The following is a 20,873-nucleotide window of genomic DNA, read 5'->3' as shown; positions in this document are numbered from 1 at the left end:
TTCTCGTTATTCGATGATAAGTAATGGCTCGTTAAATTCAACTGGTTGACCATTATCAACCAAAATTGCTTTGACTACACCTGATTTATCTGATTGAATTTGATTCATCACTTTCATAGCCTCAACAATACATAAAGTGTCGCCAACTTCAATTGTTTGACCTATTGATACAAATGGATTAGAATCTGAACTAGGAGCAATGTAAAAAATGCCTACCATTGGAGAACGTATAACATGTCCATTATCTACTAATTTAACATTTTCATAACGTGTTTCTGTATTCGATGAAATACAGACCGGTATTCCCGACTCTTTGGGAGTAGGCAACCGTGTTGATTCAGACGATGTTTTAGACATAGAACGAGTAATACGTACTGTTTTATTTCCTTCAGAAATTTCTAACTTAGATACATTTGATTCTTCGATCAATGTAATTAATTTTTTTATTTTACGAATATCCATAACAAAACCTATATGTATCTATTACTCATTAATTTTTTTGGATAAATATTTATACGCCATATGCAAAGCACAATGATATCCGTATACTCCAAATCCACAAATAACACCAAGTGCAATATCAGACAAATACGAACGATATCGAAATTTTTCTCTGATATATATATTAGAAAGATGAATTTCGATAAAAGCAATGTTCACAGATAAAAATGCATCTCGCAACGCTATGCTAGTATGAGTAAAAGCTGCAGGGTTAATTATGATGAAATCCACATTTTTGTAACTTTTATGTATACATTCAATCAATTCATGTTCTGCATTAGATTGGAAGTGATCCATATGCATACCTAAAGACTCAGAGGTTTTATACAAATTTGCTACAACATTAGATAAAGCTTCACATCCATATATATGTGGTTCACGTTTACCTAATAAATTTAAATTAGGTCCATTTATCAATAAAATACGAAATGTATTTACCATGATATTCAAATATCCTCATCAATTCGATATACAATATACAATTGTAACTCATGCATATCATTATATTTAATAAATGTTCTCTATATATTATGAATAAGAATTTTTTCTTATTCATAATATATTTCATAAAACAATCACATTAATTACATAATGTATATATTTACTGTTTTATAGTTAAAGACTAATGACACTAACAATATATTACTGTATTGTAAATTTTAACTGTTTATTAATAAAAATAACTGTTATGAGCAGTATTAATGCGATAAACAATTTCTTTTTTAAGATCATTATTATAATATTGAACTGTAATTTTTTCAATAAAACAGGTAGTTGTAATCTTACTATAATTATAGAAAGTATCGAAAATAATATTATATGGTATTGTTTATATAGTATACAAGTGCAAATTTGCATACACATATGTAATTATGTTCATCACGCAATACGTTTATATTATGTATTATAATAATATAAATATTTTTATGTAGTTAATTTCTTAATTTATATATTTAATAAATACAAAATATTAAATAATATGTAATGTTTTAAATACAATGACTTGAAATACATATCAGTGATATTGTGTAATCATTTTATTTTATTGTTTTTCGAGAGGAATTAATAAAAAATGAATAATTTAAAAAAAATTTATAATACTATTTTAGATCATTATGTTTAAAAAATTCCGTGGTATATTTTCTAGTGATCTGTCTATTGATCTCGGTACTGCCAATACTTTGATTTATTTAAAAGGACAAGGTATTGTGTTAAATGAACCTTCTGTTGTAGCCATTAGACAGGATCGAGGAGGCATGCCCAAAAGCGTGGCTGCTGTAGGATATGCAGCAAAACAGATGCTAGGGCGTACTCCCGGAAACATTGCAGCTATTCGTCCCATGAAAGACGGAGTAATCGCTGACTTTTTTATTACTGAAAAAATGTTGCAACATTTTATCAAACAAGTTCACAGTAATAGTTTCATGAAACCAAGTCCTAGAGTGTTAGTGTGTGTTCCGGTAGGCGCTACACAAGTTGAACGTAGAGCTATACGTGAATCTGCGCAAGGAGCAGGCGCGCGTGAAGTTTTTTTAATAGAAGAACCTATGGCAGCAGCAATTGGAGCGGGTTTACCAGTATCAGAAGCTACTGGTTCAATGGTAGTAGATATTGGAGGTGGTACCACCGAAGTCGCAGTAATTTCACTTAATGGAGTAGTGTATTCATCATCCGTTAGGATTGGGGGAGACCGTTTTGACGAAGCTATTATTAGTTATGTAAGACGTCATTATGGTTCCTTGATTGGAGAGGTAACTTCAGAGAGAATAAAACATACCATAGGTTCTGCATATTTAGATGATGAACTTCGTGAAATAAAAGTGCGCGGACGAAATTTAGCAGAAGGAATACCAAGGAGTTTCGTATTAAACAATAATGAAATTTTAGAAGCATTACAGGAACCGTTAACTGGTATCGTCAGCGCAGTTATGGCGGCGCTAGAGCAATGTCCACCAGAATTAGCATCTGATATTTCTGAATATGGAATGGTATTAACTGGGGGAGGAGCATTATTAAAAAATATCGATCGTTTATTAATAAAAGAAACTAGCATTCCTGTAGTAATCGCAGAGGACCCGCTGACTTGTGTTGCTCGAGGCGGCGGTAAAGCGCTGGATATGATTGATGTACACGGTCGAGATTTATTTAGTGAAGAATAATTTCAAAGCGCTATAAAATAATTTTGTACAATTTTAAGTTGATAAAATCACATAAATTAAAATGAATTCCTTTTGTAATATATATTAATTAATATTATTAAACTCAAGGTATCTTTCTATGTATAGTGCTGTAAGTAATAAATTTCCTTATTTAGAATTACGTTTGTTTTTAGCAATAATAATGTCTGTTATTATTATGATTGCCGATGGAAAATTAAATATGTTTCTGAAATTAAGAAGTTACATAGAACATTCTGTTTATTCGATTTATTATTTATGCGATAAGTCGCATAATATATACGATTATACTTCAAAAATATTAGAAGGGTATAATAAATTAATATTGGAAAATAATACATTGCGTCAAGAGTTATTTTTAAAAAACAGTGAATTATTATTAATAGATCAGTATAAACGTGAAAATTGCAAGTTACATGAATTACTTAATTCTCCTTTGTGTTACGACAAACGAAAAATAATTACTAGAATTCTTTTCGTTAACGCAGATTCATACGGTAATAAAGTTATAATAAATCAAGGAAAGAATAATAATATCTACATTGGTCAACCAGTTATTACTGATTCAGGAATAATAGGACAAGTTATTTCTACTAATACACTTAGTAGCCGTGTCATGTTAATTTGTGATCCTGAACATGCTTTACCGGTACAAATAAAGCGAAATAGTATGCGTTTTATTTTGATGGGCTGCGGATATGGCGCAGATTTGCGCGCAGAATATCCAGGATATCTAGATGTATGTGTTGGGGATATGTTGATAACATCTGGATTAGATGGTCGTTTCCCGGAAGGATATCCGGTAGCAATAGTGTCTAATATAATAGTAGATTCAGAACAAGATTCTACTATTATTCAAGCACATCCAACAGTTGGATTGCAATCCCTATGTTATGCAGTATTAATTTGGGAATAATTCTAAAATTAATATTCAAATATTTATCTATTAATATAATTATATTTGCAATATAAATAATTTGAAAAAATGCACAATAAATTCAACAATTATAAATTGTGGGTAGTATACAGTTCCTTTATAATTGCAATTTTTTTACAAATTATTCCATTCTGTCCTCGAACATGGAATGTGCATCCATCCTGGATAATGATATTGTTAATTCGTTGGATTACGATACTTCCAAATCAGGTAAACATCGGTACTGGATTTACTTTAGGATTAATAATCGATATTATAGTAGATTCTACTTTAGGTACACATTCTTTATCGTTAAGTATACTTGCTTATTTAGTAAACCGAAACATTTATTTTTTTAGATACATGCCTATTTGGCAACAGTCTTTTGTTATTATATTTCTGTCGTTCATTAATCAAAGTATTATATTTTTAGTAAAATTTTTGATAACCAAAGTTTTATGTACACCGGAAATATTTTGGAACTGTCTATTAGATGGTGGATCATGGCCATTTTTGGTTCTTTTAATGCATAAAATGCATCGAAACTAATCAATAATTGATGATTTTTAAAATACTAATAGTAATAATTAATATCGAATAATTATTTTAGTTGAATAAATATAAATAAACTTATAAAAAACTAAAATTACTATCAACAACACTATTTAAGTAATGCCATAAAAATATTAAATAGAAATTAAACATCATATTTTTGCTATAAAAAGAGAATCACTATAATTAAATAAATATAACTCTTTAATTGATTTAACAAATTATAAGCGCTATCTTACTAAGATTATTTAATTAAAAAATATGCATACATGTGCGTGTGCGTGCATAAAAAAAATAATAAGATTGCTAAACTATTTAATTTAATAATAAGTATACTGAAAAAATCAGTATGTTTTTAATAATATTAAAGTACTTCAAACTAAAATAGAACGAGTATGTTATAGCATTAACCAATATTAAACAAAACCTAAATGAAAACAGATAAAATTATTAAAAGTACATATTTTCAAAATTCTTGCCAAATTGGCGGGGTACATACCAATATCATATTTTAAATAGAGGTTATATGAGCTTAGATTTTGTTATTGAAGGACTACTCACACCTAATAATTTACAACGTAATGATCTTTTATATTTATTAGATATGACAGAAAAATTCCAAATAGATTACTCAGATCTATATTTTCAATCATGTTGTCATGAAACATGGGCTCTTGAAGATAGTATCATTAAATCTGGATCGTATACCATAGATCAGGGCGCTGGTGCGCGAGTGATCATAGGCGAACAAACTGGATTCGCTTACACTGATCAATTAACTCTAGACGCATTGATTCGCAGCATGAACGCTGCTACTAGCATTACAAATGAACGTCATTGCAATAATAACATTACTGTTAACTTAAAGAAGCATAAAGATGTTTATCCTGCCGCATATTCCTATATGAATCCATTGTCCAATGTATCTAGAGAAGAAAAAATTGAACTATTAATGAGAATAGACAAAATAGCACGCTCTATTGATTCTAGAGTACAAAAAGTTAATGCTAATTTATCAGGTGTTTACGAGCAAATTTTAGTAGCAGCTACAGATGGCACTTTAGCCGCAGATGTTCGACCGTTAGTACGTTTATCTATATTAGTGCAATCAGAACAACATGGAAAAAGAGAACAAGGAATAAGTGGTGGTGGGGGGCGATTTGGGTACGATTTTTTTTTAGATACTATTGCAGAAGGAGAAATTCGAGCCGATTGCTGGGCTAAAGATGCTGCTCGAATGAGTTTAATTAATCTTGAAGCTGTAGCAGCTCCAGCAGGAACTATGACAGTGGTTTTAGGATCAGGTTGGCCTGGTATTTTACTGCATGAAGCGGTAGGTCATGGCCTAGAAGGAGATTTTAATAGAAGAGGTAGTTCGGTATTTTCTAACAAAATCGGAAAAATAGTAGCTTCCGAACTATGTACAATAGTAGATGATGCTACACTGAAGGGGTCACGTGGATCATTATCTATTGATGACGAAGGAATGCCTGGTCAATATAACATTTTAATTAAAAATGGTATCTTACAAGGATACATGCAAGATAAATTAAACGCTAAACTTATGGGATGTGCCTCGACGGGAAACGGTAGACGAGAATCATATGCTTCTTTACCTATGCCGCGTATGACTAATACTTATATGTTGCCAGGTCAATCGACTCCAGAAGAAATTATCAATAGTGTGGATTACGGAGTATATGCTTCAAATTTTAGCGGCGGGCAAGTGGACATTACATCCGGCAAGTTTGTTTTTTCTGCATCTGAGGCCTTCTTAATAGAAAAAGGTCGCATCACCAAATCTATAAAAGGAGCTACTTTAATAGGATCAGGTATCGAAATCATGAAAAATATTTCCATGGTTGGTAACGACTTGTCCTTAGATAAAGGAGTAGGCACATGTATAAAAAATGGGCAAAATATACCAGTTAGCGTCGGCCAACCAACAATAAAATTAAATAATATTACTATTGGAGGCACTAATTAATTTAATCGTATGCATGATGCCTATATAATTAAATAATAAAAATCAAATAATAATAATGTAATTATTATCAAATATTATTATTATTTTTATATGTGAGTTTTGACTATAGCAAATATATATGCTACATGAAGGTCTATATTACTAATAATAATTTATAATATATGGAATCAATCATAGACATATAATTATATAGTTCATGCTTGCATCTCATTTTTCATATTTCAGGAAATATTAATTTTTAATAATATTGCTTACATTTGTATTATTAATTATCACAAATATTACATTTATGAAGTTTTTTAATTAGTGCATTTTTATTAATTAAAAAAAACAAACTTTTATTTTTTATATCATGATGTATATTTATTAACATCAATAACTGATCTTAATAAATATAATCCATATTAGGCAATGTTTATATTAATTAGGAATTCTTATTACAGGAGAATAAGATGAATGTAATAGATGACGTAATACAACAATGTAATTTTTTAGAAAATATAGTAAATCAAACATTAAATTTAGCATATGCATATTCAAATGAAGTGGAAGTTTCAGTAGTTAAAACCACAGGAATTACAGTCAGTACTCGTTACGGAAAATTGGAGAATGTAGAATTTAATAGTCGCGGTATCTTAGATATAACTATGTTTCGTCAACAACGAAAAGGCAGTGCTCTTTCAAATGATTTAAATGAGAAAACAATAAATCGTACTGTGGAAGCTGCAGCGGATATAGCATCTTATACTTCTCCAGACCCATATGCTGGAATAGCCGATAAAGAATTATTAGCGTTCAATTCCATGAATCTTGATTTATTTCATCCAATTAGTTTAGATACTAAATTAGGAGTGACTCTAGCATCTACAGCAGAAGAAACAGCATTAAAATATGATAAACGTATAATTTATACTGAAGGAGGCAGATTTAGCAGTTATTTTACCACTAAAGTTTTTGGGAATAGTCATGGTATGTTACAAAGTTACACCAGTAGCCAACATTCTTTATGTTGTGGTGTGATTGCCGCAAGCAATGATATCATGGAACAAAATTATGCGTATACATTAAGTCGCTCATTTGATGATTTACGCTCACCAGAATGGGTTGGGCAAGAATGTGCTCAACGCGCTCTAAATCATTTAAATCCTAAAAAATTAAAAACAATGGAATCTCCGGTATTATTTTCTGCAGAAGTAGCTACAAGTTTATTCCACCATTTAGCAAGCGCTATTCATGGAAATAATGTATGGCGCAAATCTACTTTTTTATTAAATGATCTGAAGAAAAAAATTTTTCCTTCTTGGATATCAATTAGAGAACGCCCGCATGTATTAAAAGGATTAGGATCAGCTCCATTTGATAGCGAAGGGGTACAAACTTTGAATAGGGATATTGTAGAAGATGGTATATTAAACAGTTGGATTTTCAACAGTTATTCTGCACGTAAAATGGGACTAAAAAGCACTGGACATGCTGATGGTATCTATAATTGGTATATTAGTTGTCAAAATTTAAGTTTTATGGAATTAATAAAGAATATGCGGCGCGGGCTTGTTGTTACTAATATAATGGGGCAAGGAATTAATATTACTACCGGAGATTATTCACGTGGAGTAGCTGGTTTTTGGGTAGAAAACGGTGATATTCAATATCCAGTAAGTGAAATTGCCATTGCTGGTAATCTAAAAGATATGTTTTATAATATTGATGCTATTGGACACGATATTGAAACACGTAATCATATTCATTGTGGATCTGTTTTAATATCTTCTATGAAGATAGCAGGTATTTAGAATAACAATTACATATATTTTTACTGAAAAGATCTTTTTTTAAAATCATAAAAATATATGTAATATATTAACATATATATATATATGTTAATAATATTAACATATATATATATATATGTTAATAAAATTAATATATTGATTTGACGACTTTTATGGTTTTACAGCGTAAAAATAACTCTTTTTAAAATTTAATTATATTTTTATATATAATTAATACTATTTTAAACGAAATTAATATTTACGTTAATATAATATATCATATATAGTCATACAAATGTCATCGAGTTAATACATGATAACTTCTTTAATTTATGTACTCTAACATAAATTAAATTTATATTAAAATTATTAATAAATAATACATAAAAAGTATTAAAATCGGAAATTATCAAATAAACGAATTTATATCTAAATAACAACAATACCTAAACATTATCCTGAAAATAAATAATGTTAATAATTAACATTATTTCCCTGTAAATAGTCATAAATAAAAAATAATATTGAAAACTTTAATTTTTTAAAATAATTATTTTTTTAATTATTTAATTATTTAGATTATATAACTAAAATGTTAATAAAACAGTAATTTCTCCCGTATAATTATAAACATAACAAAACACATTAAAATATTATAAAAGACAAAAAAATACTCTCGATATATACAAACGTATATTGATTAAAACAATGTATAATTATATATATTTTTATATAATCCAACAATTTACGCATATAAAACTATTAATAATAAGAATTATTTACCAATATAGTCTGTTACCATCATAAAAATAATTTTACAAAAAATAAATTTTTACCAAATTTTGGTATATCATCATATTTACGCACAAATTCAAATACTATCGCATTTCTATTATAGAATAAAATTAAAAACCTTGTAATTATAATTACTGATGATAAATAAAAATTATTTATTCATCGTAATATAACATTCTTATTATATTATATATACATTCACTTATTAGATACAAACTTATTATTCAAAAAATAATTAATTACTTGGAATTTAAAAAATATGACTTAATGTCTTATTAAGTTAACATGATTAACTATACATACATGTAAAACTACATATATAAGTAATACTTATTACACTAATATATTTTCAATAAAATAAATAACTATATCGAAAAAATTAAAATAATTAACAGATTTATTGAAATATATCTATATATAAATGCAAATTAAATATTAAAAATACTAAAGCGTGTTTTAATACACAAAAATAATTTTTTGCATAATTAAAATCTAATAAATATTAAATGATAGAATAAATTCGGTATAAATAATTATTTATTTTTTTATGTTTCATAATGCTCCATGTTGAATATAATTAATTTGTCCCCATATTTTTAAGTATCTGATTATTAAAATGGTGCAGACGAATATTAAAGATGTTATAATATCGACAAGTTCTAACCAAGAGAGATCGCTCTATGAATACTGATCAAACTGAGCGCATAGAAATACCAGTGTTGCCTTTGCGTGATGTAGTGGTGTATCCACATATGGTGATTCCGTTATTCGTTGGCCGGGACAAATCAATTAGATGTCTCGAATCTTCCATGAATGGTGACAAAAAAGTTCTGTTAGTAGCCCAAAAAGAAGCATCAACCGATGAACCAAGTATTAATGACCTTTTTCCAGTTGGAACAATATCTATAATATTACAGATGCTCAAATTACCAGATGGTACGGTAAAAGTATTAGTAGAAGGGCTAGAGCGCGCCCGCATCATGGAGTTAACTGATACTGGAAATCACTTTAAAGCTCAAGCAAGTTCTTTTCATCCTAACGAATTAAACGAACGCGAACAAGAAGCTTTAATGCGCACCGTTATTAGTCAATTTGAAGGATATCTTAAGCTTAATAAGAAAATACCCGCTGAAGTTTTAACATCTTTGAATAATATCGACAATGCAGATCGTCTTGCTGATACCATCGCCGCTCATATGCCACTCAAATTAGACGATAAACAATCCATTTTAGAAATGGCAGATATTACGGAAAGACTAGAATATTTAATAGCAATGATGGAATCAGAAATTGAATTATTACAAGTTGAAAAACGTATTCGCAATCGTGTAAAAAAACAAATGGAAAAGAGCCAACGTGAGTATTACTTAAATGAACAAATGAAGGCTATACAAAAAGAACTGGGAGAACTAGATGCTGTTATCGATGAAAATGAATCCCTTAGACTCAAAATAGAAGCAGCTAAAATGCCTAAAGAGGCGCGAAACAAAGTAGAATCAGAGTGGCAAAAATTAAAAATGATGTCCCCTATGTCTGCTGAAGCTGCTGTAATCCGTGGATATATTGATTGGATACTATCAGTACCTTGGCATGCAAGAAGTAAAATGAAAAAAGATCTGATTAAAGCTCAAGAAAGCCTGGACAAAGACCACCACGGATTAGAGCGTGTTAAAGATCGGATTTTAGAATATTTAGCAGTACAAAATAGAATCAACAAAATTAAAGGACCTATTTTATGTTTAGTGGGGCCACCTGGAGTAGGTAAAACATCACTTGGGCAATCTATTGCTAAGGCTACTGGACGTAAGTATATACGTATGGCTTTAGGCGGAATGCGCGATGAAGCCGAAATTAGAGGTCACCGTCGTACCTACATTGGATCCATGCCTGGTAAACTTATACAAAAAATGTCTAAAGTTGGAGTAAGGAATCCGTTATTCCTTTTAGATGAAATAGATAAAATGTCTTTAGATATGCGTGGAGATCCAGCTGCTGCTTTGCTAGAAGTATTAGATCCAGAGCAAAATACTACTTTTAATGATCATTATTTAGAAATAGATTATGATTTGTCTGATGTTATGTTTGTTGCTACTTCTAACTCAATGGATATTCCTAGTCCTTTGTTAGATCGAATGGAAGTAATACGTTTATCTGGTTATACCGAAGATGAAAAATTAAACATAGCACGACAGCATTTATTCACTAAACAAATAGAGCGCAACGCTTTGAAGTTAGAAGAACTAACGATTCAAGACGATGCTTTAATAAATATTATTAGACATTATACACGTGAAGCTGGAGTACGTAATTTAGAGCGCGAAATTTCTAAATTATGCCGTAAAACAGTAAAAATGCTTTTAATGAATAAAAAAATAAGACGCATAACCATTGATAAAAACAATTTAAAAGATTTTCTTGGTGTACAACGCTATGATTGTGCTCATGCAGATCAAGAAAATCGTGTAGGACAAGTCACTGGATTAGCTTGGACTGAAGTAGGAGGAGATCTTTTAACTATTGAAACTGCTTGTGTTCCTGGAAAAGGAAAATTGACATACACTGGGTCTTTAGGTGAAGTTATGCAAGAATCTATTCAAGCTGCATTAACAGTGGTAAGAGCGCGTGCAGATAAATTAGGTATTAATACTGATTTTTATGAAAAAAAAGACATTCATGTGCATGTACCAGAAGGAGCTACACCAAAAGACGGCCCAAGTGCTGGCATTGCGATGTGTACTGCTTTAGTTTCTTGTTTAACAGGAAATTCTGTTAAAGCTAGTGTGGCGATGACAGGAGAAATAACTTTAAGAGGGCAAATATTACCTATTGGTGGATTGAAAGAAAAATTGTTAGCCGCGCATCGAGGAGGCATTAAAACAGTGTTAATACCGTATGAAAACAAACGTGACTTAGAAGATATGCCAGCTATTGTAGTTGATAATTTAGATATTCATCCAGTCAAACAAATAGATGAAGTTTTAATGTTAGCATTACAAAATATCCCATTTAATTCTGAAATAACACCTAAAGCATCATTAGTATAATATATCGTATAATTTGTAGAAACCATATGGATAAAATAAAAATAGGATGTATTATCATTCATTATGTTGAAATAATCACATATAAATACTATATAAGAACGTATAGCATGATGTTCTAATTAAATAGAAGTAATTTTTATTTTTTTAAACAAAAATTCATAAAAAGTTAAGTATTGCTATTGATTTCGATTATTATAGATTATTAAATAATAAAACAGTCATACTAATAGAATTAAATTTTTTGTGTAGCGCTCGCTATTTCCTACATCATGGTTAGTGTGGTTTTTATTATTTAAAAAAATTTTCTATCTGCTGTGTACGCCTAACTGGCTATGATATTTCTATTGAATTATATACTAAGTATGCTATATTTATTTTTTATTCAGCGATAAGAATAAGCAGCAATCAAACTATTTTGACTATCTTTTTTGAGCATTAATATTAACTATCAGTATCACATGATATTTGATAAGAAATCTATGAAAATAATCAAAATTTTTTGTTAGGTATGTTAATTAGTAATAATACAAAAAATCCTGTCACCTATAGTCACGCGACTCTAAAATTACGTTATAGGCTTTTATCCAACTAATTTCAAAATTTAAAAAATATTTTTTTAAAACTAAATAATCACAAACACAAGATATATTTTTAGGTTAAAATTTTTACTTATATCTAAATGTTTAATTATTACTTGAAAAATTTAAGATAATCATGGATAATCTTCAAAGGGATGTTACCAAATTATTCATAGTAATTTTTTAAAAATCGGTCAGGTCTGGAAAGAAGCAGCCGTAGTGAAGAACTACGATGGGTATTTTTGTTTAGCATCCCGATACAGTAAGCAGACAGAGGCGGTATTTTAACTTTTTATGAGTCTTTTGTATTAATAAAACAATAAAATAATAACCGTATATTTTTCCTGGCAAAACGGCAGGGAAAATGCATCTATTCTTTTAACAACAGAATAACAATATTTATCAGTATCTTTGTGTGATTTACCAAATAGATATTTAGTCATATAAAATATCACTCAATGAAAATAGAAATAATTAAGATATCATTGTTACAAGTGTTGTGTTTTATTTTTTAAGAGTATATTTATTCATTATAGTTTTATGTTTTCTTAAACACATTAAATCCAATTTTTTATGTTTTTATTTATTAAAAACTATAATTTTTAATGTTAGAACGCACGATGTTGCAAATACAAATAGACAATCAGCCACAAAGTATCTAATTAGATCGGTACTAATATCACGAAAAACATATCTTTTACAAATGATTAAACATATTTCGAAAAAAAGTATACAGACTACTAATAATATTGAAAATTTATTCATGTTTAATAATTTATTATCCTAAAATAGATTAGATATTGGCTATATGACTACTTTACATATTATAATAAAAAATAAAAATGTACTTATTTATCATCAATAGCCAAATAATTGAATACATATTTCAATTATATACATTTATATTACTACTGTACTTAAAATATTCTTATAAAAAATGTTCATTTATTTAAAATAAATACTTGAAATTTTTGATAAAAATATATATAAGGCACATATATCATATTTAAGTTATATTTGTAAAAAAAATAATATTATAAATTATACAAATATATAGTATTGTTTTGTGCATAAAGTAATTTACTAAAATTTGGTGACAAAAAATTTATATATAAATATATATAAATCCAAACGAATATCGCTTCTATTTTGGAAAAAATATGACAAATGTTACGGATCAACAATTAGAATTGATCAAAAAAAGTATCCAATTTGTACCTAATTATCCAAAAGAAGGCATTTTATTTCGAGACATCACTACATTGTTAAAAAATCCTCAAGCATATTCGGCAAGCATTAATCTTTTGACTTATCATTATAAAAATCATAAATTAACTAAAGTAGTAGGTATAGAAGCTAGAGGATTCTTATTTAGTGCTCCATTAGCATTAATACTGAAACTAGGTTTTATTCCAGCCCGTAAATCAGGAAGATTACCACGCGATACTATTAAAGAGCCGTATATTTTAGAATATGATAATGGATTCTTAGAAATGCACACCGATGCCATTACTCCAGGCGACAAAGTTTTAATTATAGATGATTTACTAGCAACGGGTGGAACAATCGCAGCAGCAGTAAAATTAATCAGACGGTTAGGAGGAGAAGTAAATCATGCTGGATTTATAATAGATTTAGAAAATTTGGGTGGTAAATCATTATTAAAGAAAATAGAAATAAACTCCTATAGTTTAGTGACCTTCTCTAATCATTAAAAATATACCCCCACTAAACCAATAGGTTTTAGTTCTTATATTTATAATAATTACTATATGAGTTGTATCCTGATGAGCTATCAAGTACTCGCCCGTAAGTGGCGTCCAAAAAAATTTTCTGATATTGTAGGGCAAGAACACATCATTCAATCGATAACACATACTTTTTTATTAAATAAAATTCATCATGCTTATATATTAGCCGGCACAAGAGGAGTAGGAAAAACTACTATTGCTCGATTATTCGCAAAAGGATTAAACTGCGAACAAGGTGTAACATATACTATGTGTGGTCAATGTAATAATTGCAAAGATATTGAATTAGGTTGTTTTATTGATTTGATTGAAATAGACGCGGCATCACGCACTAAAGTAGAAGATACTAGGGAATTTTTAGATAATGTACAATACATGCCATCTCGAGGTCGCTTTAAAGTATATCTCATAGATGAAGTACATATGTTATCACGTCATAGTTTCAATGCCTTACTAAAGACATTAGAAGAACCACCTACACATGTTAAATTTATTTTGATTACTACTGAATACCAAAAATTACCGGAGACTATCTTATCCCGATGTTTACAGTTTTACTTGAAACCTCTAAATATTTCTCAAATTATAACTCAACTAACATATATTTTTCATAAAGAAAACATAAACATAGAAACTTCTGCTTTAGAAGCATTAGCATATGCATCAAAAGGAAGTATGCGTGATGCGCTTAGTTTAGCAGAGCAAGCTATTGTCTTAGGAAATAATGAGATAACTAATAGTGTTATTAATAACATGTTTGGTATATCGAATATCGAGCATCCATTATGCTTAATTGAAAGCTTAATTGATGAAGATATACATAGTATTATGCACCAAATTGAAAATTTGACTGTCTCGGGAATCCATTGGGATTATGTTTTCAATGAAATTCTTACTATCTTTCAGAAAATAGCTATAGGGCAATTTCTCTCAAATTCTGTACAAAAAGAAGATGAGAATGTAACACAACATATCAATCAACGTATACGTAAATTAAGTAATCGTATTACGCCAGAAAATGTACAATTATATTATCAAATCTTTCTATTAGGTCGTCGAGAATTACCTTACGTTCCTAGTCATCGCATGGGAATAGAAATGACCATGTTACGAGCATTAGCTTTTCGCCCTGATATAGACATAGTAAACAAAAAAAATAATAATGGTAATAATAATATACTTTCAAAATCTACATGTTCAGATAATAATAATGAAATAAATACTAATGATACACAGCATATTGCTACTGATATTTTTCAAAAAAGAAATCACAATCAAGATAATGAAAATGTATTAAATACAGAAAAATCAAAAAAAAAAAATAATATATTGCTCTTAAATTTCAAAAAACCCGAATTACATTTGGATAATACCAAACCCAAAATTTCAAAATTTGTTTCTGATAAAGATATTACAGATATCACTTCTACAATATTAGAAGCTCGATCAAAACTGTTACAATATAAAGAACGTAACAAGTTAAATGTAATAAAAAAAAAATCAAATTTAACTACAGAATCTCAAAAAAAAACAAAAGATATATTAGAACGATTTGCCAGTATTAATACAATAATTTTAAAAAATAGGTCTGATCGTTTTGATAAAATTAATAAAGATTTATCAGGATATTTAGAATTTAATAATAATAGTAATGATAAGAAAACCCTGAATAAAAACCATCAAAATACATCCGATTTCATAAAAGAAATACTCCAAAAAGCAATAAACAATGATTTATGGATATCACAAATATATCGATTGTCATTACCAAAATTAGCAAAAAAATTAGTTATGAATTCGTGGAAAGAAAAAATTTCTTCAGATGAAATATGCTTACATGTTCGTTCTGATTACCAGCATTTAAATTCTACAGAACTCCGTAATATCATACAAAAATCAATCAGCAATAATATGGGTACACCAATAAAATTACATATAAAAAAAGATGACAATTATGCAATAAAAACACCAATGGAATATTTACATGCTTTATATAAAGAAAAAATATCATTAATAAAGCAAGAATTTTCAAGTGATCCATACGTTAAAATGATTAAATCTTTTTTTGATGCTGAAATAGATGAAAATGATATTCAAGTACTGTACGATCAAAACAAAAACCTATAAAAATTAATTAAATAAAAGATACTCTCCTTCAATTACATTTAAATTATGACGTAATGTAACAAATTAATATCGATTGCAGTTTAAAAAAATGTAATTTTCATTGGTTACTATGACTACTACCATAATTTTTATTACAATAATTAATTTCTATTTTATATATTTAATGATCAAAAATTAAAATTAAAAACCATTAATTAATAGAGTTCATTTCACTAATCATTGAAATTAAATAATGATCCAATTAAATCAAACCAATGATCAACCTTTATGTATAATAAAATTTAAAGAATTATTCATGAAACAACCACATGCAATAAAATTCATTAAAAAATACGTATAAATACTCGCAATCCCATTAAATATATTAATTTGTTTTTTAATTTAATTATTGAGTTTTTATTTAAAAAGTATAAATAGCAACATTATTCTGATAGTCTAAAATAATCAGTTGATAAAATATAATTTTTATATTTTAGTTATGATACAATAATAATTGTTGAAATCAAATTAATATAAATTTTTAATATTTTTAAACATATGTTTAGATAAAGCTTTACTATTTATATCTGAGTAGATAATGTTTTGGGCATATTGTGCGTGTTGTTTACTAAATTTTTATAATTTTATTGAGAATTAAATTTGATACGTATTATATTTTTAGGACCTCCTGGATCTGGAAAAGGAACACAAGCTCATCTTATTGCAAATAAATATAACATTCCAAATATTTCTACAGGCATGATGTTACGTCAAGCGCTAACTAGAAGTGCATATAAATCCTATGAACTTCATAAAAATATAATAAATATTATGCATTCTGGTGATTTAGTAAATGATGAATTTATGGTGCAATTAATTAACACACGTATCAATCAAAATGACTGTCGTAATGGATTTTTATTAGATGGTTTTCCTAGAACAATTTTGCAAGCAAAATCTATGAAACAATGTAAAATTTTTATAAATTACATCATAGAATTTTTCACATCAGATTCTGTGATTATTGATCGTATTGTAGGCCGAAGAATACATGTAAGCTCTGGCAGAACTTATCATATTAAATTCAATCCACCTAAAAATTATGGATTAGATGATATCACCGGAGAAATCTTAACTACTCGAAAAGATGACCACGAGGAAGCTATACGTAAACGATTAAGTAATTATCATCAACATACTGAACCAGTGTTAGATTATTATCGAGAAGAATCAAAATATAAAAAAATAAAATATTTTTCTGTTGATGGAAATCGTGCCATTTCTGAAATCTACAAAGAATTAATTAATATCATTAGTTTATGATACTGATTGCCATGTCACATTCCAGTTTCATTATTGATATCAATAGCGGCATAGATAATGACAGCATATAAAGTACACTATTTTATCGACCATACGCTGTGGTTAATTCGCAACAAATGTAATCATATTTTAAAAATAATTTACATATATAAACAGACGCTAAATACCAATTATCAAAAAAACACGATTATCAATATATACTTCTATAATTAGATACTTAAATCCGGTCATTAAATAATGAACATTCAAAATAACATTACGGATGCAAAACAGTTTTAAAATGTATATAAAATATAATAGAAAATGTTATTCTAAATACTGCATGTAGTATAATGAAGTATATTCAGAAATTATAAAACATTGATTATTGTTGATCTCTTTAATATACTTTCTATATATATAGATACATGAGAATACAGCATACATAGTGACGTGGCACCTGAAAAAGAGCGCATTATATTTTTTTATGTTCTTCTTTAAATAAGATAAGTTTTAATCTTGTTAATTAATAAATTATCTGTTAACAACAAACATGAGTAATCATATACTAACACCTACATTTATTTGGATTAAATGTTTGTTAATAGTTTTTTTGTATTACAAAATAACAATCAAAAGCGTTGTAAGAAATCTTCAAACACAACCATAGTTAAAACATTTATTCTTAATAAAAACTAAACCACACATATATTTAAATAATCTTAATGAATACATGTAATAAAAACTTCTATGTATATCCTCATACTATAAAGACAGAGCGCCGCGTGTCTTAACATCATTTTTAATATTACGTTAAATAATAATATTTTTATGAGAAATATAAAAGTGCTAAATTTAGTATTTTATTGTTTCACCTAGTGGAAATTCTATAAATAGAATATCATTATTTTTTTCATTTACTTCTATTATTGAACCGTATTTATCCCAACATCCTAGCACTATTATTCTAAAAACATCTTTTTTGGATCTGTAAATCTTATGCATAGTAGGTTGATGAGTATGCCCGTGAATCATAATATCCGCATGATTCTGAACTAAAATATCTGTAGCCGTTTTTAAATTAATATTTAATTTTTTTTTTGATTTGTATTTTGTATGTTGTATACAACATGAACGTATAACGCTGAATATTCGTGAACGTATGGATAATGGTAGTGATAAAAATAACCGTTGTACTATAATATGACGTAAACATTTTCTAAATAATTGATATGAACCATCATTATCACAAAGAATATCTCCATGTAAAATGATTATTTTTTTTCCTGATGCTAATCTTAAAACTTGATTAGAAGGTAATAACGTCATTCCACATGCTCTAGCATACTTCTTTCCTAATAAAAAATCATGATTTCCGTGAATAAAATAACATGAAATTTTTTTTTGATTCAAAGATTTCAAAGCTTTAGCAATATTTCTATGTAATAGATTACAATCATCGTCTCCTAACCAGGTTTCAAACAAATCTCCTAAAATATAAAGAGCTTTAGCGCGCATTGCGCGATAATTTAAAAAACGCAAAAACCCATCAGTAATATATGGAGATTTAGCACATAAATGAACATCTGAAATAAACAAAATAGACATACGTACACATATTGGATAATAATGGTTATGATCATTATCACATTTTTAATATTCCAGATCAAAACTATTCGTTAAAAATTTAACAATTAAATAAAAACATTTATATAAATAAACATCACGCTATATACGAATTATAGTGTTCATGATTAAATCGTATCATTATGATTAGCATCATAATTACACTGACTATGCAATAAACATTGTTATATACTTATGATTAAGATAACATATATTATGTTTTGTATATAAAAGTGATGACTTTCAATACTAAACTAATTAGATTATATATAATATTATTTGAAGATCCTATTGAACCTATGAGGCTTATACACTAAAGATTAATATATCGTGTATATTGTATAATAAATTAAAATGCTTAAAATTTTTAATACCTTAACAAAAAAAAAAGAAAAGTTTATACCTATTGATGCTGGTAAAATCAAAATATATGTTTGTGGTGTTACAGTTTATGATTTATGCCATCTCGGGCATGCCAGGACATTTATAGTATTCGATAGTGTTATTCGTTATTTACGTCATTGCGGGTATCAGGTGGATTACGTCCGCAATATTACAGATATAGATGATAAAATTATAAAAAGAGCTTATGAAAATAATGAAACTACCGAACAGTTAACGAATCGTATGATTCAAGAAATGCATTTAGACTTAGATGCATTAAATATATTACGCCCAAATTATGAACCAAAAGTAACTGAACATATTGATATAATCATTAAATTTATTTGTTTGTTAATTTCAAAAAAACATGCATATACTGCTCCTAACGGAGATATAATGTTTTCCGTGAAAACTATGCGCAATTACGGTATCTTATCGAATAAAAAAAATCCACCTGAAATACATGATAATATCTTAAAAAAAACAAATATAAAAAAAAACCCTATGGATTTTGTGTTGTGGAAAAAAACAACATCTAATAATAAACCAGGTGAGCCGTGTTGGCCGTCTCCATGGGGCTCAGGACGTCCAGGATGGCACATTGAATGTTCTGCTATGAATTATTCCATTTTCGGAGATCGAATAGATATTCATGGTGGAGGATCAGATTTGATTTTTCCACATCATGATAACGAAATTGCTCAATCTGTGTGTGCTAACGAGACTGCTTGTGCAAATATATGGATGCATTCTGGTCTTCTGTTATTAAACTATGAAAAAATGTCAAAATCATTAAATAACTTTTTTACCATACGTGATATCATTAAAAATTATGACCCTGAGACAATAAGATATTTTTTAATGTCTGCTCATTATCGCAGTCAATTAAAATATAATGATAATAATATTAAAAACGCACAATCATCTTTAAAACGGCTGTACATAGCTTTACGAGATACTAATCCTACAATCAAACCTAACGGAGGAGAATATTTTATATCAAAATTTATTTCTAAAATGAACGATGATTTCAATACACCAGAAGCATACTCAGTATTGTTTGACATAGCACATAAATTAAATAATTTAAAAATTAAAGGTCATTCACTTGCTCAAGGTATGGCGGCTACCTTAAAATATTTAGCAAATATTATCGGATTATTATATCAAAATCCAGAAATTTTCTTAAAACAAATAACATCAAAACACAATAAAAATTGTCATCTTGAAAAAGTTCAAAAATTAATTCAATGCCGCGAAGTTGCACGAAAAAATAACCAATGGGAATTAGCTGATAGAATACGAAAAAAATTAACCATTATGGGAATAACATTAGAAGATGGGCCTACAGGGATAACGAAATGGCATTTCAAATAATATAG

13 protein-coding genes and 1 other RNA gene are annotated in these 20,873 nt (G+C 28.1%); 11 read left to right on the top strand and 3 right to left on the bottom strand.

Annotation, left to right across the window (positions count from 1 at the left end):
- Positions 1-6: 6 nt before the first annotated feature.
- Together accB and aroQ are read right to left on the bottom strand one after the other, a co-directional pair.
- The gene (accB, locus tag M9407_RS01205) at positions 7-462 is read right to left on the bottom strand and encodes an acetyl-CoA carboxylase biotin carboxyl carrier protein (RefSeq protein ID WP_250237340.1); all 456 of its coding nucleotides are present in this window, start codon (positions 460-462) and stop codon (positions 7-9) included.
- A gap of 21 nt (positions 463-483) precedes the next feature.
- Positions 484-942 (bottom strand): type II 3-dehydroquinate dehydratase, encoded by a 459-nt coding sequence (aroQ, locus tag M9407_RS01200; protein ID WP_250237339.1) that lies wholly within the window; start codon positions 940-942, stop codon positions 484-486.
- A 674-nt stretch (positions 943-1,616) separates the two neighbouring features.
- On the opposite strand from aroQ, the gene M9407_RS01195 reads away from it, so the two are divergent.
- From M9407_RS01195 to adk, 10 genes are all read left to right on the top strand, one after another.
- The gene (locus M9407_RS01195) at positions 1,617-2,660 is read left to right on the top strand and encodes a rod shape-determining protein (RefSeq protein ID WP_250231173.1); all 1,044 of its coding nucleotides are present in this window, start codon (positions 1,617-1,619) and stop codon (positions 2,658-2,660) included.
- Positions 2,661-2,778: 118 nt separating this feature from the next.
- Complete coding sequence (gene mreC / locus M9407_RS01190) at positions 2,779-3,594, top strand: rod shape-determining protein MreC (RefSeq protein WP_250237338.1); 816 nt, start codon at positions 2,779-2,781, stop codon at positions 3,592-3,594.
- 69 nt (positions 3,595-3,663) lie between these two features.
- Complete coding sequence (gene mreD, locus M9407_RS01185) at positions 3,664-4,143, top strand: rod shape-determining protein MreD (protein ID WP_250237337.1); 480 nt, start codon at positions 3,664-3,666, stop codon at positions 4,141-4,143.
- Positions 4,144-4,672: 529 nt separating this feature from the next.
- On the top strand, positions 4,673-6,133 hold the full coding sequence (tldD, locus tag M9407_RS01180; protein WP_250237336.1) for a metalloprotease TldD: 1,461 nt from the start codon (positions 4,673-4,675) through the stop codon (positions 6,131-6,133).
- A gap of 452 nt (positions 6,134-6,585) precedes the next feature.
- A complete protein-coding gene (pmbA, locus tag M9407_RS01175; protein ID WP_250237335.1) occupies positions 6,586-7,926 on the top strand; it encodes a metalloprotease PmbA in 1,341 nt (446 codons plus the stop codon).
- A gap of 1,454 nt (positions 7,927-9,380) precedes the next feature.
- Positions 9,381-11,744, top strand: coding sequence for an endopeptidase La (gene lon, locus M9407_RS01170; protein WP_250237334.1), 2,364 nt, complete (start codon positions 9,381-9,383; stop codon positions 11,742-11,744).
- A 737-nt stretch (positions 11,745-12,481) separates the two neighbouring features.
- An RNA gene (gene ffs, locus M9407_RS01165) (signal recognition particle sRNA small type) lies at positions 12,482-12,573 on the top strand.
- Positions 12,574-13,482: 909 nt separating this feature from the next.
- Entirely contained in the window at positions 13,483-14,037 is a 555-nt protein-coding gene (apt, locus tag M9407_RS01160; RefSeq protein ID WP_250237333.1) for an adenine phosphoribosyltransferase, read from the top strand.
- A 72-nt stretch (positions 14,038-14,109) separates the two neighbouring features.
- The gene (dnaX, locus tag M9407_RS01155; protein ID WP_250237332.1) at positions 14,110-16,200 is read left to right on the top strand and encodes a DNA polymerase III subunit gamma/tau; all 2,091 of its coding nucleotides are present in this window, start codon (positions 14,110-14,112) and stop codon (positions 16,198-16,200) included.
- A gap of 642 nt (positions 16,201-16,842) precedes the next feature.
- Positions 16,843-17,502 (top strand): adenylate kinase, encoded by a 660-nt coding sequence (gene adk, locus M9407_RS01150; RefSeq protein WP_250237442.1) that lies wholly within the window; start codon positions 16,843-16,845, stop codon positions 17,500-17,502.
- A gap of 834 nt (positions 17,503-18,336) precedes the next feature.
- Here the strand turns inward: adk and M9407_RS01145 are convergent.
- Positions 18,337-19,089: a UDP-2,3-diacylglucosamine diphosphatase gene (locus M9407_RS01145; RefSeq protein WP_250237331.1), complete on the bottom strand. Its 753-nt coding sequence runs from the start codon at positions 19,087-19,089 to the stop codon at positions 18,337-18,339.
- Positions 19,090-19,461: 372 nt separating this feature from the next.
- Here M9407_RS01145 and cysS point away from each other — a divergent pair, with 372 nt between their 5' ends.
- Positions 19,462-20,868: a cysteine--tRNA ligase gene (gene cysS / locus M9407_RS01140; protein ID WP_250237330.1), complete on the top strand. Its 1,407-nt coding sequence runs from the start codon at positions 19,462-19,464 to the stop codon at positions 20,866-20,868.
- The last annotated feature ends 5 nt before the right edge of the window (positions 20,869-20,873 follow it).

It is taken from the genome of Blochmannia endosymbiont of Camponotus sp., assembly GCF_023586365.1.
GTDB lineage: Bacteria > Pseudomonadota > Gammaproteobacteria > Enterobacterales > Enterobacteriaceae > Blochmanniella.
Note: the sequence above shows the minus strand (reverse complement) of the source record. Positions and strands in the feature narration are given on the sequence as shown.